At 66.9% G+C, this 17,669-nt stretch carries 20 protein-coding genes and 1 pseudogene; 14 read left to right on the top strand and 7 right to left on the bottom strand.

Annotated features, from left to right (window positions below):
- Nucleotides 1–51 precede the first annotated feature (51 nt).
- The 4 genes and pseudogenes from ACFPO9_RS24320 to ACFPO9_RS24305 all read left to right on the top strand — a co-directional run bounded on the left by ACFPO9_RS24320 (nucleotide 52) and on the right by ACFPO9_RS24305 (nucleotide 2,096).
- Nucleotides 52–915, top strand: coding sequence for an STAS domain-containing protein (locus ACFPO9_RS24320; RefSeq protein ID WP_379776085.1), 864 nt, complete (start codon nucleotides 52–54; stop codon nucleotides 913–915).
- A 73-nt stretch (nucleotides 916–988) separates the two neighbouring features.
- Complete coding sequence (locus ACFPO9_RS24315; RefSeq protein WP_379776082.1) at nucleotides 989–1,348, top strand: hypothetical protein; 360 nt, start codon at nucleotides 989–991, stop codon at nucleotides 1,346–1,348.
- A gap of 146 nt (nucleotides 1,349–1,494) precedes the next feature.
- A pseudogene (locus ACFPO9_RS24310) lies at nucleotides 1,495–1,749 on the top strand (NIPSNAP family protein); the annotation flags it as partial.
- The gene (locus ACFPO9_RS24305; RefSeq protein ID WP_379776079.1) at nucleotides 1,746–2,096 is read left to right on the top strand and encodes an antibiotic biosynthesis monooxygenase family protein; all 351 of its coding nucleotides are present in this window, start codon (nucleotides 1,746–1,748) and stop codon (nucleotides 2,094–2,096) included. The pseudogene ACFPO9_RS24310 and the gene ACFPO9_RS24305, both read left to right, overlap by 4 nt.
- Nucleotides 2,097–2,099: 3 nt before the next feature.
- On the opposite strand, the gene ACFPO9_RS24300 is transcribed toward ACFPO9_RS24305, so the two are convergent.
- Nucleotides 2,100–2,546, bottom strand: coding sequence for an SRPBCC family protein (locus ACFPO9_RS24300; protein ID WP_379776076.1), 447 nt, complete (start codon nucleotides 2,544–2,546; stop codon nucleotides 2,100–2,102).
- Nucleotides 2,547–2,635: 89 nt separating this feature from the next.
- Here ACFPO9_RS24300 and ACFPO9_RS24295 point away from each other — a divergent pair, with 89 nt between their 5' ends.
- The 6 genes from ACFPO9_RS24295 (at nucleotide 2,636) to ACFPO9_RS24270 (ending at nucleotide 7,998) form a co-directional block, all read left to right on the top strand.
- Complete coding sequence (locus ACFPO9_RS24295) at nucleotides 2,636–2,962, top strand: hypothetical protein (protein ID WP_379776073.1); 327 nt, start codon at nucleotides 2,636–2,638, stop codon at nucleotides 2,960–2,962.
- A 218-nt stretch (nucleotides 2,963–3,180) separates the two neighbouring features.
- On the top strand, nucleotides 3,181–4,254 hold the full coding sequence (locus ACFPO9_RS24290) for an ATP-grasp domain-containing protein (RefSeq protein ID WP_379776071.1): 1,074 nt from the start codon (nucleotides 3,181–3,183) through the stop codon (nucleotides 4,252–4,254).
- Nucleotides 4,255–4,261: 7 nt separating this feature from the next.
- The gene (locus ACFPO9_RS24285; protein WP_379776068.1) at nucleotides 4,262–5,074 is read left to right on the top strand and encodes a GNAT family N-acetyltransferase; all 813 of its coding nucleotides are present in this window, start codon (nucleotides 4,262–4,264) and stop codon (nucleotides 5,072–5,074) included.
- A complete protein-coding gene (lplT, locus tag ACFPO9_RS24280) occupies nucleotides 5,071–6,273 on the top strand; it encodes a lysophospholipid transporter LplT (protein WP_379776065.1) in 1,203 nt (400 codons plus the stop codon). Before ACFPO9_RS24285 ends, lplT begins: the two co-directional genes overlap by 4 nt.
- Nucleotides 6,274–6,286: 13 nt before the next feature.
- Nucleotides 6,287–7,246 carry a methyltransferase gene (locus ACFPO9_RS24275; protein WP_379776062.1) on the top strand — a complete coding sequence of 320 codons (960 nt, stop codon included), beginning with the start codon at nucleotides 6,287–6,289 and terminating at the stop codon, nucleotides 7,244–7,246.
- Nucleotides 7,243–7,998 carry a lysophospholipid acyltransferase family protein gene (locus tag ACFPO9_RS24270; protein ID WP_379776059.1) on the top strand — a complete coding sequence of 252 codons (756 nt, stop codon included), beginning with the start codon at nucleotides 7,243–7,245 and terminating at the stop codon, nucleotides 7,996–7,998. The genes ACFPO9_RS24275 and ACFPO9_RS24270 overlap by 4 nt, the downstream gene beginning before the upstream one ends.
- On the opposite strand, the gene ACFPO9_RS24265 is transcribed toward ACFPO9_RS24270, so the two are convergent.
- Nucleotides 7,973–9,103, bottom strand: a complete 1,131-nt coding sequence (locus ACFPO9_RS24265; RefSeq protein WP_379776056.1) for a YbdK family carboxylate-amine ligase — start codon at nucleotides 9,101–9,103, stop codon at nucleotides 7,973–7,975. The two genes, ACFPO9_RS24270 and ACFPO9_RS24265, sit on opposite strands and share 26 nt — an antisense overlap.
- Complete coding sequence (locus ACFPO9_RS24260) at nucleotides 9,093–10,283, bottom strand: cation:proton antiporter (protein WP_379776053.1); 1,191 nt, start codon at nucleotides 10,281–10,283, stop codon at nucleotides 9,093–9,095. Before ACFPO9_RS24260 ends, ACFPO9_RS24265 begins: the two co-directional genes overlap by 11 nt.
- Nucleotides 10,284–10,405: 122 nt before the next feature.
- On the opposite strand from ACFPO9_RS24260, the gene ACFPO9_RS24255 reads away from it, so the two are divergent.
- Entirely contained in the window at nucleotides 10,406–11,017 is a 612-nt protein-coding gene (locus tag ACFPO9_RS24255; RefSeq protein ID WP_379776050.1) for a CPBP family intramembrane glutamic endopeptidase, read from the top strand.
- Nucleotides 11,018–11,039: 22 nt separating this feature from the next.
- On the opposite strand, the gene ACFPO9_RS24250 is transcribed toward ACFPO9_RS24255, so the two are convergent.
- From ACFPO9_RS24250 to ACFPO9_RS24240, 3 genes are read right to left on the bottom strand one after another with little or no spacing between them, the layout of a single operon-like run.
- Nucleotides 11,040–12,209, bottom strand: coding sequence for a vWA domain-containing protein (locus tag ACFPO9_RS24250; protein WP_379776047.1), 1,170 nt, complete (start codon nucleotides 12,207–12,209; stop codon nucleotides 11,040–11,042).
- Between the two features lie 3 nt (nucleotides 12,210–12,212).
- Nucleotides 12,213–12,803 (bottom strand): GNAT family N-acetyltransferase, encoded by a 591-nt coding sequence (locus ACFPO9_RS24245; RefSeq protein WP_379776044.1) that lies wholly within the window; start codon nucleotides 12,801–12,803, stop codon nucleotides 12,213–12,215.
- Nucleotides 12,800–13,654, bottom strand: coding sequence for an AAA family ATPase (locus ACFPO9_RS24240; protein WP_379776042.1), 855 nt, complete (start codon nucleotides 13,652–13,654; stop codon nucleotides 12,800–12,802). Before ACFPO9_RS24240 ends, ACFPO9_RS24245 begins: the two co-directional genes overlap by 4 nt.
- Nucleotides 13,655–13,830: 176 nt before the next feature.
- On the opposite strand from ACFPO9_RS24240, the gene ACFPO9_RS24235 reads away from it, so the two are divergent.
- From ACFPO9_RS24235 to ACFPO9_RS24225, 3 genes are all read left to right on the top strand, one after another.
- Nucleotides 13,831–14,178: a c-type cytochrome gene (locus ACFPO9_RS24235; RefSeq protein WP_379776040.1), complete on the top strand. Its 348-nt coding sequence runs from the start codon at nucleotides 13,831–13,833 to the stop codon at nucleotides 14,176–14,178.
- 12 nt (nucleotides 14,179–14,190) lie between these two features.
- Nucleotides 14,191–14,544 carry a c-type cytochrome gene (locus ACFPO9_RS24230; RefSeq protein WP_379776038.1) on the top strand — a complete coding sequence of 118 codons (354 nt, stop codon included), beginning with the start codon at nucleotides 14,191–14,193 and terminating at the stop codon, nucleotides 14,542–14,544.
- Nucleotides 14,545–14,619: 75 nt separating this feature from the next.
- Nucleotides 14,620–16,125: a SulP family inorganic anion transporter gene (locus ACFPO9_RS24225; RefSeq protein WP_379776036.1), complete on the top strand. Its 1,506-nt coding sequence runs from the start codon at nucleotides 14,620–14,622 to the stop codon at nucleotides 16,123–16,125.
- A gap of 29 nt (nucleotides 16,126–16,154) precedes the next feature.
- Here ACFPO9_RS24225 and ACFPO9_RS24220 read toward each other — a convergent pair whose 3' ends face one another.
- Nucleotides 16,155–17,666 (bottom strand): aspartyl protease family protein, encoded by a 1,512-nt coding sequence (locus ACFPO9_RS24220; RefSeq protein ID WP_379776034.1) that lies wholly within the window; start codon nucleotides 17,664–17,666, stop codon nucleotides 16,155–16,157.
- Nucleotides 17,667–17,669 lie beyond the last annotated feature (3 nt).

Genomic DNA, 17,669 nt, shown 5'->3' with positions numbered 1-17,669 from the left:
GCCTCCTTGGTCGGCTTATAAGTATCGAGCTGGACCCGACAAGGAGCAACAATGACCGACACAAGCTATTTCCCCGCGATCGCCGAACTGGTTCAGGAGCACCGCGGCGCCATCCGGGCGGAGTGGGAAGCGCAACTCGACAAGGGCGTGCTCGGCAGCAGGCGAGTCAGAAAAGAAGAGCAGCGCAGCCAATGCGATGATTTTCTTGGCGCATTCGCAGCCGCCCTGCGCGACGACAGCGCCGGCGACATCGACAGCCGAGGCTGGAGCGGCATGCGCGTCGTCCTGGACGACGTGTCGTCCTCGCGTGCAAAAGCAGGCTCCACGCCCAGCGAAACCGCCACCTTCGTGTTCTCGGTCAAGCAGCCGATCTTTGCCGTCCTGCGCGCCGGCTTCGCGGACCGGCCTGCCGTGCTGGCGGCCGCATTCTGGGCGCTCAGCCAGATGCTGGACAAGCTCGGCCTCTACACGGTCGAAGTATTCCAGCGCGGCCGCGACCAGATCGTCGTGCGCCAGCAGCAGGAACTGCTCGAGCTTTCCACGCCGGTCATCCAGTTGTGGGACGGCGTGCTGGCCCTGCCGCTCATCGGCACCCTCGACAGCATGCGGGCGCAGGTCGTGATGGAAAACGTCCTCCAGAAAATCGTCGATTCCGGGGCCACGATCGCGATCATCGACATCACCGGCGTGCCGACCGTCGATACCCTGGTTGCGCAGCATCTCATGAAGACCATCGCCGCCGCGCGCCTGATGGGCGCCGACTGCATCATCAGCGGGATCCGCCCGCAGATCGCCCAGACCATCGTCCATCTCGGGGTCGACCTGCAGAACGTGACGACCAAGGCCACCCTGGCCGATGCTTTCCTGGTTGCGCTCGAGCGAACCGGAACGATGGGCATCGCCAGGACGTCCTGATTCCGCTTGCACAGGCGGCAAACTGCCTTCATAATCTAAATGAGAATCATTCTCATGAAGATAAGGAGGCGCCATGGACGACGATTACCTGGACGACACCCCCGTAGCCGGCACGCCGGGCACCCGCCACGCACTGCTGGTCGCGGCCCTGCTGCACCTGATGTCCCAATACACGCTGCGCAGCACGCAGCGCTCCGGCGCGACAGGGGACGACCAAGGCCCCTGCGTGAAACTAGCCGCCGTGATCGAACGCCACCTCGACGCCCTGGCGCGCCTGCCGGACGCCGAACCGGTGCTGCGCGCCACCTGCGAGCAGCTGCGTGTGAAATGGGAAGACCTGGTCGACAGCCGCATGCCGGTCCCTGGCAAGCGGCCGCTGTTGTCGCGCATTTTGCGTCCTGGCGCGTTCAAGGCGCCGGCGCTGGCGCCTTGAGGCGGAAAGGCGTCAGCCCAGCCAGGCGCGCAAGGCAGCCTCGCCGTCGGGCGTAAAAGCCAGCACGCGCGAGTCCGGCACGCGCCTGGCCCAGCCCAGTTGCTGGAAGCGGTCGAGGAGTAGCGTGCCGAGCTGGCCGGCCAGGTGGCCGCATCATCCCGCGCCTGGGCGGCCGCCTGCTCGGCTACTTCCTGCCCCACGAGGGCACGAACTACGAGGCCTGGGGCCTGGTCGGTTTCGACAGCCTGGCCGCCTACGAAGCCTATCGCGCACGCCTGAAGCGCGATGAGGAGGCGCGCGCCAACTTCGCCTTCGCGCAAGAGCAGCGCTTCATCCTGCGCGAGGAACGAAGCTTTACCGAACTGGTCGAAGGGACTTTCCAGCCGGAGCCGCTGCGATGATGGCCGTGATCTTCGAAGTCGAGCCGGATCCGGCGCACCGTCAGGAATACCTCGATACGGCGGCCGCGCTGCGCGCCGAACTGGAAGGCATGGACGGCTTCATCTCGGTGGAGCGCTTCGAATCCCTGAGCCGGCCGGGCAGGCTGCTGTCGCTCTCGTTCTGGCGCGACGAAGAAGCCGTCAAGAACTGGCGTAACCTGGCCCCGCACCGCGAAGCGCAGGTGCGCGGCCGGCAGGGCGTGTTCCGCGATTACCGGCTGCGCGTGGCGGAGGTGCTGCGCGATTATGGTTTGCGCGAGCGGAACGAAACGCCGGCGGACGCCCCGCGTTTGCGCACCGATCCTTGACCATCAATCCCTGATCTCGGCCTCGACCAGTTTCGTCAGCAGCTCAAGCGACTCCTGCCAGCCCAGGTAGCAGGCCTCCGCCGGAATCGCGGCTGGAATGCCTTCCTGCCTGATCTTGACCTCCACTCCGCAGAACACCTCACGCAGCGTCACCGTGGTCTGCATGCGGCCGGGCAGGTTCGGGTCGTCGAATTCGGCGGAGTAGCGCAGGCGCTGGCCCGGTTCCAGTTCCAGGTATTCGCCGCCGAAGGCATGGCCATGGCCGGTGGTGAAATTGGTAAAGGACATGCGGTAGCGGCCGCCGACCCGGACGTCCATCTCGTGGACGGTGCCGATGAAGCCGTGCGGCGGCAGCCACTTGGCGAAGGCGCCGGCGGTGGTGAAGGCGCGGTAGACGCGGTCGGCGTTCGATTTCAGGACGCGATGCAGTTCGACGCTATTCGTGGACATGGTGTGCTCCTTATCGTTGGTGGCAGAGGATATTCCTCTGGTAGTACGACGAACGGGGTGCGGCAGAATCGACATGCTAGAGTAATCGCATGTCACCCTCCCGACAATATCCAGTCACGCCGGACGGCCGCTACTTCGTGGTCGACGGCCGCCTGTGGCGCACCACCAATCCCGCGCTCGCCCCCGAAGTAAAGCAGGCAATGGTCGACAAACTGATGAAGGCGCGCCGCCAGGTCGGCATCGCGAAGAAGGCCGGCGACGCGGAAGCGGAGCGCCAGGCCCGCGCCGCGGTCGATGAGGCCAAGCGCGGGCTGGGCGAGCGCGGTCCGGTGTGGTGGAACGATGGCGCACCGGACTTCAACCGGCGCCTCGCCGCCAACACGCCTTATGCCGATTGGTACGCGTCTCTGCCTTGAAGCTATTTTTTTTATCCGCGCGGTATTCCTATAGTAAGCGGTGTAAATACGATTGATTTCGGCTTGCCATCGCCGATACTTCAGCGCTTATAACCCGCGTCCAGGCGGCGCTGATGCAGTAGCGATTTCTTCGATTCAATGTGCGCTTCCGTACAGAGCGGCGCAGGTCTTCATCAAATACTTACTTAATCATTTAATCTCAGGTAAGTATGCCGCCAATGTCAGGAACGCAAGCAGATCAGACGGCCGCCGAGCGCAGCGCACTTGAAAAGCTGCCGAAGTGGCTGATCTGCGTTCCGCTGGCGGTACAGTGGTTCTGGCTCGGACTGCGGCATGGCGGATTGACCTTGCCCTCCGCGGCCAATCCCAACATCACCGCCGGCGGGCTCGTCGGCGAGGGCAAGATCGAGTACTTCGAGCAGATGGGGCCGCTCGGGCGCGCCGCCACCGCGCCCTATCTCGGGCTGCGTGTCGTCGGCGGCCTGACCGAGGCCGGCATGGCGTCCGCCCTTGCAAATGCGGGCATCGCATTTCCTCTGGTCGCAAAACCGGACCTCGGCCTGTGCGGCTACGGCGTGCGCAAGCTGGCGGACATGAATGCGCTGCGCAACTATATGGCCGGCTTTCCCGCAGGCGAGGTGCTGGTTCTCCAGGCCTATCTGCCGCAGGAACATGAAGCCGGCCTGTTTTATGCGCGCGATCCGCACAGCGGCGCCGGACGCCTGATTGGTTTGACACTGCGCCATTACCCACGGGTCAAAGGCGATGGCCATGCCACCCTGGGTGCGCTGATACGCCGCGACCGCCGCCTGCAACGTCTTCTGCGTTCGCAAGCCCATCGCTGCCCGCTCGACCTCGACAGCGTTCCGGCCGCCGGCCAAACCGTGCGCCTGGCAACGATCGGCTCGACCCGCGTCGGCGGCCTGTACCGCGACGGCGCGGCGCTGATCACCGATGCGCTGGCGGCGGCGATCGACAGCATCGCACGCGAAATGCCGGACTTTCATTTCGGCCGCTTCGACGTCCGCTTCGACGACCTCGCCGAACTGCAGGCCGGGCGCGGCTTTTCCATCATGGAAGTCAACGGCGCCGGCTCGGAAGCGATCCAGGCCTGGGACCCCGGCACCGGCCTGCTTGCGGGCCTGCGCATGATCTTCGCCAAGCAGCGGCTGCTGTTCGAGATCGGCGCCGCCAACCGCAAGCGCGGCGCACGGCCCATCGGACTCGCCGAATTGATCCGGCTGAATGCCAGGCAAAACCGCCTGATCGACCTTTATCCTTCTTCGAATTGAGCCCTGCGTGGACCTTTCATTTCTAGCGCCGGCAAGCCAGAGCCCGGCCATCTCCCCGCCGGTGCGCAGCGCCTGGCAATTCGCCACCAGCTGGGCCGGCGACGAGGCCGAGGTGCGCGCGGCCCAGCGCCTGCGCCACGCCATCTTCGCCGGCGAAATGGGCGCCCGGCTGGCGCCGCCGCCCGGTACGCCTGCGGGCTGCGATGCCGACCGCTTCGACGACTATTGCGATCATTTGCTGGTGCATGTGATCGATCCCGACGACATGCTGGCGCCGCAGCTGGTCGGCACCTATCGTGTGCTGAACCCCGATGGCGCGCGGCGCGCAGGCGGCTACTATTCGGACAGCGAATTCGATCTCGCGCCGCTTCGTGCCCTGGCGCCGACGGCGGTTGAACTGGGGCGCGCCTGCGTCGACGCCGAGTGGCGTTCGGGCGGCGTGATCATGGCGCTGTGGAGCGCGCTGGGCGCCTACATGCTGGAACACGGGCTCGACACCATGTTCGGCTGCGCCAGCATCGGCGTCGCCGACGGCGGCATGCAGGCGCGCCGGGTCTGGAACAAGGTCAGCGAGGCATACCTCGCCGCGCCCGAGTGGCAGCTCCTCCCTCGCCAGCCGCTGCCGCTGGACGGCGAGACAGGCGGCGCGATCGGCATGCGCGATCTGCCGCCGCTGATCAAGGGCTATCTGCGCTGCGGCGCCAGGGTGCTCGGCCCGCCCTCGCTCGATCCGCGTTTCAACACCGCGGACCTGCCGGTCATGCTGCGCCTTGCCGACCTGCCGGCCCGCTACAGGAAGCAGTTCCTGGAAGGGCAATGAGCGAGCCGTCCCCGCCGCATGCCGCCACCATGCGCGCACTGGCCGGGAGCCAGCTGCTCACCGCGCTTGCCGACAATGCGCTCCTGATCGTCGCCCTGGCGCTGCTGGCCGAGCGCGGCGCGCGCGCCTGGATGGATCCCTCTTTACGGATTTCGCTGTACCTGTCGTATGTGCTGCTGGCGCCGTTCGCCGGCGCGCGCGCGGACGCGCTGCCGAAAGGCCGCCTGATCGCCCTGGTCAACCTGGTCAAGCTGGGCGGCTGCGGCTTGCTCGCCGCGGGCGCCCACCCGCTGCTGGCCTTCGGCGTCATCGGACTGGCCGGCGTGTATTACGGTCCGGCCAAATACGGCATCCTTGCGGAACTGATCCCGGCCGCGCAGCTGGTCCAGGCCAATGCCTGGATCGAAATCGCCACCGTCGCCGCGATGCTGGGCGGGCCCTTGCTCGGCGGCGTCCTGCTGGGCGCGCCCTTGTGGATGGAAAGCCTGCATACCGTGCCGCGCCAGGCCAGCGTGGCGATCGGCGTCCTGTGCGTACTGGCGGCCTTGTGCGCCACCGCCATTCCGCCCACCAGGCATGGCGCGGTCGCGCGTGCGCGTCCCTTGCGGCGATTCCGCCGCCAGCTGGCGGCGCTGTGGCGCGATCCGCAAGGGCAGGTATCGATCGCGGTCACCACGCTGTTCTGGGCCGTCGCCGCCGTGTTGCAGTTCCTGGTGATCCGGTGGGCCGAGACCGTGTTGAAGCTGCCCCTGGGCGGCGCCGCGGTCCTGCTGTGCTGCCTGGCTGCCGGCGTGGTCGCCGGTTCGCTGCTGGCGGCGCGCTTCGTCAACGCGGGCGAAGCGCTGCGGGTCCTGCCCGCCGGCATGGCGCTCGGCCTGGCCATCGTTCTCACCGGCCAGGTGACCGGGCTGCGCGCCGCCTGCTGCGCGCTGTGCGCGACCGGCATCGTTGGCGGCATCCTGATGGTGCCGATGAACGCCTTGCTGCAGCAGCGAGGCGCCGCGCTGATGAAGCCCGGCGCCTCGATCGCGGTGCAGGCCTTCAGCGAAAACCTGGCCTCGCTGGTGCTGCTGGCGGTGTACGGCGCGCTGCTGGCGGGCAGGGTGCCGGTCGTGACGATCGTGATCGCCTTCGGGCTGCTGGTGATCGCGGCCATGCTGCTGCTCCAGGGGCATCGGCGTATCCAACATGAATTTTGAATGGGAATCGAATATGTCCTCGACATCGACATCGGCGCCGGGCGCGCCGGGCGCGCTCATCGCGATCGGCCAGGCGCTCAAGTCCGCAGGCTACCGCTTCACGACCGTCACGCCGCTGACGCACCAGCGCGTCAATGCCCGCCATGAAGCGACGGGGAAGGCCGGCCTGTGCGACGTTTTCGGCTGGAGCCGGCCGTTCGCGCGGGAGGCGGTGGCCCCGGACCTGCTCGCGCTGATGCGGGAGGCCGGCGTGCTGGCCGACGAGGGCGGCGGCTTGCGAGCCATGGTCCGGGCCTCGACCCTGGGAGATCTGGTGGTTTTCCATTCGGCCTACCCGACCACGCACGACGACGCCGTCTTTTTCGGCCCCGATACCTACCGTTTCGTCGCCGCCATCGAGCGCAGCTTGCCGATGCTGGCGGCGCCACCGTCGCGTGTCGCCGACGTCGGTTGCGGCGCCGGCCCGGCCGCGATTGCCATCGCACGGCGCTACCCGGACGCGGAAGTGCTTGCGCTCGACATCAACGAAGCCGCGCTGGCGCTGACGCGGGTGAACGCCGGCCTGGCCGGCGCCGCCAACGTCAGCGCCCACCACAGCGACCTGTTCGACAGCGTCGGCGGCGATTTCGACCTGATCGTCTCGAACCCGCCCTATCTGCTCGATGCGGACAAGCGCGCCTACCGGCATGGCGGCGGCCGGCGCGGCGCCGGCTTGTCGCTGGCGATCGTCGCGGCGGCGCTGTCGCGCCTGCGTCCTGGCGGCGCCCTGCTCTTGTATACCGGGGTGGCCATCGCCGGCCAGCAGGACGAGTTCCTGGCGGAGATCGCGCCCCTGCTCGACCGCCATTGTTCGGCATGGCGCTACGAGGAGCTCGATCCCGACGTGTTCGGCGAAGAAGTCGGGGCGCCGGGCTATGAAGACGTCGACCGGATCGCCGCGGTCTGGCTGCATGCGACCAGGAGCACGGCATGACACTGCGGGTGGCCGCGCGCCTGCTACGGGTCCTGGCGCACCTGCTGCTGGGGCTGGGCATTTGCGCGCTGCTGTTTCCCTGGCTGGGGCGAGAGCGGCGCATGCGCCGGATTCGCCGCTGGTCGATGCAGCTGCTGCGCATCTTCGGCGTGCGCGCGGCGCTGGCGGACGGCGCCGGCGCGGGCCGGGGCCTGTGGGTCGCGAACCACGTGTCCTGGATCGACATCTTCGTGATCAACGCACTGTTCCCGTCGCGCTTCGTGGCCAAGTCGGAAGTCAGGCGCTGGCCGCTGGTCGGGCCCCTGTGCGCATGGGCCGGCACGATTTTCATCCAGCGCGCCAACCCGCGCGACCTGCGCCAGACGATGGCCGTCATGGTTGCCGCATTGCGCGATGGCGAGCGCGTCGTGGTGTTCCCGGAAGGGACCTCGGCTGCCCAGGGGCGCGTGCTGCCGTTTCGCGCCAACCTGTTCGAAGCGGCGATCGAAGCGGGCGTCCCGGTGCAGCCGGTATCGATCAGGTATCTCGACCCCGAAGGGCGCTTCCACGGCGCGGTCGAGTACATCGGGACCACCTCGCTGCTCGAGAGCATGGTCGCGATCCTGTCGGGAGGACCGGTTCACGCGCGCCTGGCTGTCCTGCCCGCGTTCGAGGCGGGCGGCGCCGATCGGCGGACCCTGGCGCAATCTGCGCACCGCGCGGTCGCGGACGAGCTGGCGCTGCCGTCTAGCGCATCCGCCGCTCGCCCCTGAAGCGCTGGATCGCCGCATTCACCATGCCTTCGCAGCTGCCCTGGCGCGCGTACTGCATGCGCAGCCAGGCGGCGTCGCTGCCGCCGGACGCCGCCTCGGCCAGGTGCAGCAGCGCCTCGACGCTGCCCAGCGCCTGGGCGTGCGGCTCCATCAGGTCGAGGGTGGCGAGGATGTCCTCGCGCAGCGGCAGCTGTTCGTAGGTCTTCGGATGCGTGATCACGCCGTCGAGGCCGAAACGGGCGGCCTGGAAGCGGTTGTAGTTGTAGACGAGATAATCATCCTCTACCGGTGGCGCATCGCGACGTTCCAGCAGGTGCCGGCAGATCGCCTGCAGGTAGGCCGCCAGCGCCGCCGCCCGTTCCACCGTCAGCGGGGTGTCGCACACCCGCAGCTCGATGGTGCCGTACTCCGGCTTGGGGCGCAGGTCCCAGTAAAAATCCTTCATGCTCTTGATGATGCGGGTGCGCTCCATCTTGGCGAAATACACATTGGCGAACTCGTCCCAGTCCAGCACGAAGGGCGCGCGGCCGCTCAGCGGGAAAGCGCTGACGGAATTCAGGCGCGCCGAGTCGAAGCCGGAGTCGTGGCCCTGCACGAAGGGCGAGGAGCTTGAGAGCGCGATGAAGTGCGGGATGTAGCGCGACAGCGCGTGCAGCAGGTAGAGGGCGTCGTCGCCGTGGGCGCAGCCGATGTGCACGTGCTGGCCGAACACCGTGAACTGCTTGGCCAGGTAGCCGTACAGGGTCGACAGTTCCTGGTAGCGCGGCTTGGAGGAGATGCGCTGCTCGGACCAGTGCTGGAAGGGGTGGGTGCCGCCGCCGGCGATGCCGATGTTGAGCATGTCGCCGGCCGCGACCAGGGTGTCGCGGATTTCCAGCAGCTCGGCCAGCAGCGGGCGGTAGCGGGTCTGCACGCTCGAGTTAATCTCGATCATGCTCTCGGTGATCTCCGGCGTCACGTTGCCGGGGAAGGGCTTGCGCTTCAGGAGGTGCATCAGGTCCGGGCTGGCCGGGGTCAGGTCGAGATCCGACAGGCTGACCAGCTGCAATTCGAGCTCGACGCCGAAGCTCAGGGTATCGGAGGTGGCGAAGGCTTCAAGCGGCATGGCGCGGCTCCGGGGCTTCGCGTGCCCACACCAGGGCGCGCTGCAGGATGATGGGCCCGAACAATTCGAGCAGCATGGTCACCGCGGCGATCGCGCGCAGCTCGTCGACCACCTGCACGCCGGCGTGGCGCGCATGCTCGAGCAGCAGGATCACGAACACCGACAGCGGCGCCAGCGCGACCCCGGTCAGCGCGCCCTTGCGCCAGGAGATGCCGGCCAGGTGCGCGAAGGCCATCACGCCGAGCAGCTTGGTCAGCAGGCGCGCCAGCACCAGCGCCACCGCCATGGCGCCGCCGGCCAGGATCTTCTGCCAGTCCAGGGTGGACGCGGCGAACACGAACAGCACCACGGTCAGCAGCTCGCCGAGGGCGCCGAAGTTGCGCTGCGCCTGGCTGAAGGCGATGCGGCGGTGGCGCGCCATCAGGCCGAAGGCGAGTGTGGCGACCACCGGCGACAGGCCCAGCGTATAGGTGACCGAGACCAGCAGGATCACCGCCAGCGCAAAGGCGACGGTGGCGTCCTGGGCCGGCTTGCCGAGCACGCGCAGCACCGCCGGCACGACCAGGCCGAACACGACGCCGGAAAACGCGGAGACGGCCAGCACCACCAGGCTGTTCCAGAGCGCATCGCCGAGGTCCTCGGAGGTGCGGAAGATCCACAGACCGACGCTGACGTTGAAGGCGAATACCGCCAGCACGCAGTTCAGCGCGCACAGGTGCAGGGCGCGCTCCGTCACCTGGCCCGAGCTCTTCTGTTCGTTGATCACGCGGACCACCGTGGCCGGGGAGGTCGCCATCGAGAGCGAAGCCAGCATCTGGGCGTTGATCACGGCCACGCCGAAGGCCCTGGCGATGTAGTACACGGTCACGAAAGTGAGCAGGGCCTCGGCCAGGCCGGACACGCCGATCCAGGGATTGGTGCGCAGCCAGCGCAGGTTGATGCGGTAGCCGAGCTCGAACAGGATCAGGCCGAAGGCGACGTCGGCCAGCAGCAGCGCGGTGCCGGGCTCGGGCGAGGGCAGCACGCCCAGCTGGGGCGCGGCCAGCAGGAAGCCGACCAGGCCGTAAAAGCTGATACGCGGCAGGCCGGTCCAGCGCTGGCCGAATTCGCCGGCCAGCCAGGCCAGCGTGATCGCGACCGGCCAGGACAGACTGCCCAGGATCGCCAACAAATCCGGCATGCAGGTTCCTTTTGTCAAAATGGCATGATGTACGCGCCGATTCTACAAGAGCCGTCCGCGCGCACGATTGCGTGTAGGAAGACTGGAAGAGCGGGGCATCCGCGCTGCGATAAAATGGCGGGATGAACCAAACGCCCCATATCGAAACGCCGCCGCCCCAGACCGGCGCCCGCGCCCCCATCCGTCTTGGCTCCCAGGTGCTGACCTGCCTGGTGTTCTGCCTGATCGCCGCCCCCATCATCTGGTTCACCCGGCCGGAGCCGCTGACGATCTTCAGCCGTCCCGCCGGGCCGCTGACCCAGCTGCTGGTCGGCCAGGTGCTGGCCTTGATCGCGGCGCTGGTCTCCTGGCTGCTGTTCAAGCTGACGGCCAGCTCGGCTTCCAGCGCCAGGACCGTCGAAAGCTACGCGCGCCTGGACCTGCGCGGCCTGAATCCGCTGTGGATCAGCATCGCCGCCGCCATCGGCGAAGAGGTGCTGTTCCGAGCGGCGCTGCAGCCGCTATTGGGCGTGTGGATCGTCTCGCTGCTGTTCCTGCTGACGCACGTGCCGGTGTACCGCTTCCGCAAGCTGGACGGCGCCGCGATCGCGCAGGCCGCCAGCGTGTTTGCCGGCAGCGTGGTGCTGGGCTTCGTGTTCGAGTATGTGGGATTGATTGCTTCGATCCTGGTGCATGCGTGGATCGATATCGTGGGTTTGTTGATCGTGCGGCACGCGATCCAGACGCGCGCGTAATCCTGGGCACGGGGTGAACACCCTACTTGCTTAATAAGCTCATCGCGCGTTCCAACCCGTCTATCGTCACCGGAAACATCCGGTTATTCATGATCTGCCGGATCACGGCAATCGACTGCCGGTACTGCCACAAACTCTCCGGCTCCGGATTCAGCCAGGCGAACTTCGGGAAGGCGTGGCAGAAGCGCGCCAGCCATTCGGCGCCGGCTTCTTCGTTGTTGTACTCGACCGAGCCGCCCGGGGCCAGCACTTCGTAGGGGCTCATGGTGGCGTCGCCGACGAAGATCACGCGGGTGTCGGGCGGGTATTTGCGCAGCACGTCCCAGGTCGGGAAGCGCTCGGAGCTGCGGCGGCGGTTGTTCTTCCACAGGTAGTCGTAGACGCAGTTGTGGAAGTAGAAGAACTCCATGTTCTTGAATTCGGTCTTCGCCGCCGAGAACAGTTCCTCGGTGCGTTCGATGTGGTCGTCCATGGTGCCGCCGACGTCCAGCAGCATCAGCACCTTGATGCGGTTCTTTCGCTCCGGCTGCATCCTGATGTCCAGCCAGCCGGCGTTGTTGGCGGTCGAGCGGATGGTGTCGTCCAGCGCCAGTTCCTCGGCCGCCCCGGTGCGGGCGAAACGGCGCAGGCGGCGCAGCGCCACCTTGATGTTGCGGACGCCCAGTTCGCGCTCGCCGTCGTAGTCCTTGTATTCGCGCTGTTCCCAGACCTTGACCGCGGTGCGGTTCCTGCTCTTGCCGCCGATGCGGATGCCTTCCGGATTGGCGCCGCCATTCCCGAAGGGCGAGGTGCCGCCGGTGCCGATCCACTTGCTGCCGCCTTCATGGCGTTCTTTCTGCTCCTTCAGCAGCTCGGCCAGGCGCGACATCAGCTTGTCGTAGCCCAGCTTCTGCAGCTCGGCCTTCTGCTCGGGCGTCAGCTCGCGCTCCAGGCGCTGGATCAGCCAGTCGAGCGGGATGTCCGCCTTGGCGTCGAACACCGCCTCGATGCCCTTGAAGTAGAGCCCGAAGGCCTTGTCGAACTTGTCGAAGTGGGCTTCGTCCTTCACCAGCGTCAGGCGCGACAGGTAGTAGAACGCATCCAGCGAGGGCGCGATCACGTTCTTCTCCAGCGCTTCCAGCAGCGTCAGGAATTCCTTGATCGTGACCGGGACCTTGGCGTCACGCAGGGCGAAAAAGAAGCCGATCAACATGGCTCAGCTCTCGCTATGGCGGCTCAAGCGATAGTGCAGCTGCGACTTGATCTCGGGCCATTCGCCGCGCAGGATGCTGTACATGACGGTGTCGCGCACGGTGCCGTCGCGGCGCAGGGCGTGGTGGCGGATCACGCCATCCTTCTTCGCGCCCAGGCGCTCGATCGCCGCCTGCGAGGCGTGGTTGAAGTTATCGGTGCGCAGGCCGACCACCGCGCAGCCGAGCGTATCGAAGGCGTGCGAGAGCAGCAGCAGCTTGCAGCTGGTGTTGACGTGGCTGCGCTGGCGGCTCCTGGCGTACCAGGTCCAGCCGATTTCGACGCGGTCGATCGCAGGCATGATGTCATGGTAGCTGGTGGCGCCGATCACCGTACCGCCGGCGACGTCGATCACGGCGAAAGCGACACGGTTGTCCATCTCCAGCGCGCTGCGGATGTAGCGTTCGGTCTCTTCCGGCGCCGGCACCGAGGTGATGCGCAGGTTCCACAGCTCGCCGTCCGCGGCGGCCGTGCGCAGGCCGTCGGCGTGGTGCAGGCCGAGGGGCTCCAGGCGCACGCCGTTGAATTCGAGGGTGACGGGATCGACGCGGATCATCGGTTGTGCCTCGCCATCGCCACCAGGCGCTCGAACAGGTGCACGTCCTGCTCGTTCTTCAGCAGGGCGCCGTGCAGCGGCGGCACGATGGTCTTCGCATCCTGGCTGCGCAGGGCCTCGACCGGGATGTCCTCGGCCAGCAGCAGCTTGAGCCAGTCCAGGAACTCGGAGGTCGACGGCTTCTTCTTGAGGCCCGCCACGTCGCGCAGCTGGAAGAAGCTTTCGAGCGCGGCCGCCAGCAGGTCCTGCTTCAGGTTCGGGTAGTGGACCTTGACGATCTCCGCCATCGTCCCGCGGTCCGGGAATTTGATGTAGTGGAAGAAGCAGCGGCGCAGGAAGGCGTCCGGCAGCTCCTTCTCGTTGTTCGAGGTGATGATGACCAGCGGGCGGTGCCTGGCCACCACCATCTCGCGGGTCTCGTACACATGGAATTCCATGCGGTCGAGTTCACGCAGCAGGTCGTTCGGGAATTCGATGTCGGCCTTGTCGATCTCGTCGATCAGCAGCACCACCGGCTCGGGCGCCGTGAACGCCTGCCACAGCACGCCCTTGACGATGTAGTTGTGGATGTCGCGCACGCGCTCGTCGCCCAGCTGCGAATCGCGCAGGCGCGAGACGGCGTCGTATTCGTACAGGCCTTGCTGCGCCTTGGTGGTCGACTTGATGTGCCATTGCAGCAGCGGCATGTTCAGCGCCGCCGCCACTTCCTCGGCCAGCATGGTCTTGCCGGTGCCGGGCTCGCCCTTGATCAGCAGCGGGCGGGCCAGGGTGAGGGCGGCGTTCACGGCCAGTTTCAGGTCATCGGTGGCGACATAGGTGTCGCTGCCTTCGAAGCGTTGGGAGGCGTGCATGGGCGTTTACGCGATCGATAAGGAATGGTCATCGAGTATAAGTCAGATGCCCGGGCGCCGCAGAATTGTTGCTCTGTAGACTGACAGATGTTATTCGGATAGAATCGGCTCTTCGTAGTACAAATGCTAAGTTTTTGGGCAGTTGCGGTTCCGATTCAACCTTACGATTCCCAATCATGAAAAAATCATTAGCAGTACTGATGTTTGCCGCCGCCGCCGGCGCGGCAGGCGTCGCTGGCGCTGCCGACATCGTCGCCAATCCCAAGGCAGCGCCGAACAAGATCGAGCAGTGCATCGGTTGCCATGGCATCCCCGAATACAAGACCGCTTTCCCCGAGGTCTACCAGGTGCCGATGATCGGCGGCCAGTCCGCCAAATACATCGAAGCCGCCCTGCAGGCCTACAAGAAGGGCGACCGCAAGCATCCGCAGATGACCCCGACCGCCAAGGTGCTGTCGGACCAGGACATCGCCGACATCGCCGCCTACTATTCGCAGCAGTCGGCCGCCACGCCCACCAAATGAGCCCGCGACGCCATGAATAAACTGATCCTCGTTTTGTCCTGCGCCGCGGCCCTGTCGGTGTCCGCGTCCGCCTTTGCCGGCGGCGACACCGCACGCGGCGCCGAGCTGACCAAGAAATACAACTGCGCGTCCTGCCACGGCGCCGACTACAAGACCCCGATCGACCCGAGCTACCCGAAGCTGGCCGGCCAGCACGCCGACTACCTGGTGCACGCGCTGACCGCCTACAAGCGCGGCGACAAGGTCATGAACGGCCGTAACAACCCGATCATGGCCGGCATGGCCCAGCCGCTGTCGGACCGCGACATGGTCGACATCGCGGCTTACCTTCAAAGCCTGCCCGGCCCGCTGGTGGTCCGCAAATAAGTCTCAAGAGTTAAAATAGCGGTCTCTCAGGTCCGCCGGCCCGTGCCGGCGGACTTTGCTTTTCTGGAGCCCGCCTTGTCCACCGTATCGCCTTCCCATATCAAGACCAACCTGCTGAGCGGCCTGACCGTCGCGCTGGCGCTGGTCCCCGAAGCCATCGCCTTTGCGCTGGTGGCCCACGTGTCGCCGCTGACCGGCCTGTACGCCGCCGTGCTGGTTTCATTTATCACCTCGGCCTTCGGCGGCCGTCCCGGCATGATCTCGGGCGCCGCTGGCGCGCTGGCGGTGGTGATGGTGGCGCTGGTGGTCCAGCATGGCGCGCAATACCTGTTCGCCGCCATCGTCCTGATGGGCGTATTGCAGATCCTGTTCGCGCTGGCGCGGCTCGGTAAGTTCATCCGCATGGTGCCGCATCCGGTCATGCTGGGTTTTGTGAACGGCCTGGCGATCGTGATCTTCGTCGCCCAGTTCGAGCATTTCAAGGTTGGCGGCGGCTGGATGAGCGGACCGCAGCTGTGGACCATGCTCGGCCTGGTGGCGCTGACGATGGCGATCATTTATGTCACGCCGAAGCTCACCAAGGCGGTGCCGGCGACGCTGGTCGGCATCCTGGCGGTGGCGCTGCTGGCGCACTTCCTGCACATCGACACCAGGACCGTCGGCCAGCTCGGCTCCATCGCCGGCGGCCTGCCGAGCTTCCACATCCCGGACGTGCCCTTCAACCTGGAGACGCTGCGCATCGTGTTCCCGTATTCGCTGGTGCTGGCCGGCGTCGGCCTGATCGAGACCCTCCTGACGCTGACCCTGATCGACGAGATCACGGACACGCGCGGCCAGCCGAACCGCGAAAGCATGGCCCAGGGCGCGGCGAACATCGTCACCGCGCTGTTCGGCGGCATGGGCGGCTGCGCCATGATCGGCCAGAGCATGATCAACATCGGCAACGGCGCCCGCAGCCGCCTGTCGGGCATCGCGGCCTCGCTGTTCCTGCTGTCGTTCATCCTGTTCGGCTCGAGCGTGATCGAGCAGATCCCGCTGGCGGCGCTGATCGGGGTGATGTTCGTGGTTTGCGAGAAGACTTTCGAGTGGGGCACGTTCCGCCTGTTCGGCAAGGTGCCGCGCGCCGATGCGCTGGTGGTGGTGCTGGTGGCCGGCGTGACCCTGGCCTTCAACCTGGCGACGGCGGTGGTGGTGGGCGTGATCGTCTCGGCGCTGGTGTTCGCCTGGCAGCACGCCAAACAAATTCGCGTTGCCACCAGTGTGGATGGCCAGGGCTGGAAAGTCTACGAGCTGGAAGGCACGCTGTTCTTTGCCTCGGTGGCCGGTTTCCAGGAACTGTTCGCACCGAAGGAAGACCCGCGGGACGTGGTGGTCGAGTTCCGCCGCGCGCGCGTGGCGGACCACTCGGCGATCCAGGCCATCGACGCGCTGGCCGAGCGTTACCGCAGCGTGGGCAAGCGCCTGCACCTGCGCCACCTGAGCCCCGACTGCCGCGAGCTGCTGGAGCGCGCGCGCGACATGATCGAAGTGAATTTGCCGGAAGACCCGCGCTATCGCGTGGCTGACGACAAGCTAGCTTGAATAGGTAGGGTGGGCACGGGGTGCCCACCCTACTCGCTGCACGAAGTTTTCAGCTGCGCATCCAGCGCTTTCGCCTGGTCCGGCTGGGCGTGCGCACGGTGCCAGTTACCCATCGCCGACAGCGCCTCGCAGCGGCGTTCCTTACCCTCCTTGCGGTCGTCCGCCGCCTGCGCCAGCAGCTTGTCGGCGGAGAGCGTGCCGAGATAGAAGTCGGCGATCGGCTTCGGCCATTCATCGGCGTCGCCGCGCGCGAAGGTCGCGGCCAGCTCGGACTTCGCCAGCTCGGCCTGGCCGCTGCCCACGCGGGCGACGTAGAGCAGCAGGGCGCCGTCGCGTTCGGCCGGCAGCTTGTCGAGCGCGGTGCGCAGGCGCGGCGCGGCCGCGGCGTAGTCCTGGCGCTGCACCAGATGGCGGCCGGTGAGCAGGTTGGCGTGGGCGCTGCCGCCTTTGGCCGCCTTTTCCAGCCAGTCGTAGGCGCGTGCGTCGTCGCGCGGCGCCAGCTTTCCTCCTGCATAGGCCTCGGCCAGCGTCATTTGGGCATCGGCGTTGCCGCTCTCCGCTTCGGCCACGACCCAGGGCTCGAGCGTGCGGCGCTGGCCGAAGGGCTCGCCGCCCACGTACGAAAAATACAGCCTGGTCTGGCTCATCGCGAACAGCACCCGGTGCGCGCGCAGGAAGTCGGCGCCGAGCGTCACGTCGACGTCATTGAGGCCGGAGTCCACCACCGCCATCTCGGCGTTCTCCACGGTTTCATCGCCGAGCTGGAAGCTCTTGACCGTCACGTACCAGCGCGAGGTCGTGTAGTTGCCGATGCCGACCAGGTCCCCGCCGCGCGCGGCGCCGGGCGTGTCGAAAGGGATCTCGAGGCGCCTGGCGGCGTGGCTGGTGATCGAGCTGACGGCGGCCCCGCTGTCGATCATCGCCTCCAGCTCCTTGCCGTTGATGCGCACCAGGAACTGGGGATTCATGTGGTTCTGGTTATGCCGCCGCAGCGGCACCGCGCTGATGCCGCCGCCCCAGTAACCGAGAAAGGTCGCGCCGCAGTTTTCGGGCACGAAGAAGGTCAGCTCCTTGGCCGCCAGCGAGATTTCGACGTCGGTCTGGAACAGGAAGGGGGCGCCGAGGATGCCGTCGTAGGAAGGCGTGTAGCCGAAGCTGCCCAGCACCGGCATGTTGCTGCGCCCCGCGCGCACCGGGCCGACGATGAATTCGTTGACGATGGAGGCATAGATGGCGGACATGCCGCCGATGCCGGTGGCGCGCCGGCCGGTCGCATAGGCGCGGATGCCGCGCCGCTCGGTGCCGGTGCGCGTCAAATAGGTCTGGGAAGCGCCGCTGTCGACCAGCAGCTCGGCCGGCGTGCCGTTGATGATGCCCTGGGTCGTGATTTCCAGACTGGGGCCGCTGTAGCGGAGCGGCAGCTTGCCGATCGGCGCGTAGCGGCACTTGGCCGGTTCAGCGGCGGCGTGGGCGAGGGGCAAGAGGGCGCAGGCCGCGCCCAGGCTCAGGCGCGCAAGCGCGCGGCACAGGGTCGTATTCATCCA

Origin of the sequence: Massilia aerilata (assembly GCF_042656905.1) — a bacterium.
Lineage (GTDB): Bacteria > Pseudomonadota > Gammaproteobacteria > Burkholderiales > Burkholderiaceae_D > Telluria > Telluria aerilata.
The sequence above is the reverse complement of the archived record's forward strand: the minus strand, read 5'-3'. Positions and strand labels throughout refer to the sequence as shown.

Excerpts from the sequence above, each read along its gene's own strand:
- ACFPO9_RS24315 (WP_379776082.1), top strand. The coding sequence starts at position 989 with ATGGACGACGATTACCTGGACGACACCCCCGTAGCCGGCACGCCGGGC.
- ACFPO9_RS24320 (WP_379776085.1), top strand. The coding sequence starts at position 52 with ATGACCGACACAAGCTATTTCCCCGCGATCGCCGAACTGGTTCAGGAG.
- ACFPO9_RS24270 (WP_379776059.1), top strand. The coding sequence starts at position 7,243 with ATGACACTGCGGGTGGCCGCGCGCCTGCTACGGGTCCTGGCGCACCTG.
- ACFPO9_RS24260 (WP_379776053.1), bottom strand. The coding sequence starts at position 10,283 with ATGCCGGATTTGTTGGCGATCCTGGGCAGTCTGTCCTGGCCGGTCGCG.
- ACFPO9_RS24245 (WP_379776044.1), bottom strand. The coding sequence starts at position 12,803 with ATGATCCGCGTCGATCCCGTCACCCTCGAATTCAACGGCGTGCGCCTG.
- ACFPO9_RS24235 (WP_379776040.1), top strand. The coding sequence starts at position 13,831 with ATGAAAAAATCATTAGCAGTACTGATGTTTGCCGCCGCCGCCGGCGCG.
- ACFPO9_RS24305 (WP_379776079.1), top strand. The coding sequence starts at position 1,746 with ATGATGGCCGTGATCTTCGAAGTCGAGCCGGATCCGGCGCACCGTCAG.
- ACFPO9_RS24220 (WP_379776034.1), bottom strand. The coding sequence starts at position 17,666 with ATGAATACGACCCTGTGCCGCGCGCTTGCGCGCCTGAGCCTGGGCGCG.
- ACFPO9_RS24300 (WP_379776076.1), bottom strand. The coding sequence starts at position 2,546 with ATGTCCACGAATAGCGTCGAACTGCATCGCGTCCTGAAATCGAACGCC.
- ACFPO9_RS24275 (WP_379776062.1), top strand. The coding sequence starts at position 6,287 with ATGTCCTCGACATCGACATCGGCGCCGGGCGCGCCGGGCGCGCTCATC.
- lplT (WP_379776065.1), top strand. The coding sequence starts at position 5,071 with ATGAGCGAGCCGTCCCCGCCGCATGCCGCCACCATGCGCGCACTGGCC.
- ACFPO9_RS24250 (WP_379776047.1), bottom strand. The coding sequence starts at position 12,209 with ATGTTGATCGGCTTCTTTTTCGCCCTGCGTGACGCCAAGGTCCCGGTC.
- ACFPO9_RS24295 (WP_379776073.1), top strand. The coding sequence starts at position 2,636 with ATGTCACCCTCCCGACAATATCCAGTCACGCCGGACGGCCGCTACTTC.
- ACFPO9_RS24265 (WP_379776056.1), bottom strand. The coding sequence starts at position 9,103 with ATGCCGCTTGAAGCCTTCGCCACCTCCGATACCCTGAGCTTCGGCGTC.
- ACFPO9_RS24255 (WP_379776050.1), top strand. The coding sequence starts at position 10,406 with ATGAACCAAACGCCCCATATCGAAACGCCGCCGCCCCAGACCGGCGCC.
- ACFPO9_RS24230 (WP_379776038.1), top strand. The coding sequence starts at position 14,191 with ATGAATAAACTGATCCTCGTTTTGTCCTGCGCCGCGGCCCTGTCGGTG.
- ACFPO9_RS24290 (WP_379776071.1), top strand. The coding sequence starts at position 3,181 with ATGTCAGGAACGCAAGCAGATCAGACGGCCGCCGAGCGCAGCGCACTT.
- ACFPO9_RS24240 (WP_379776042.1), bottom strand. The coding sequence starts at position 13,654 with ATGCACGCCTCCCAACGCTTCGAAGGCAGCGACACCTATGTCGCCACC.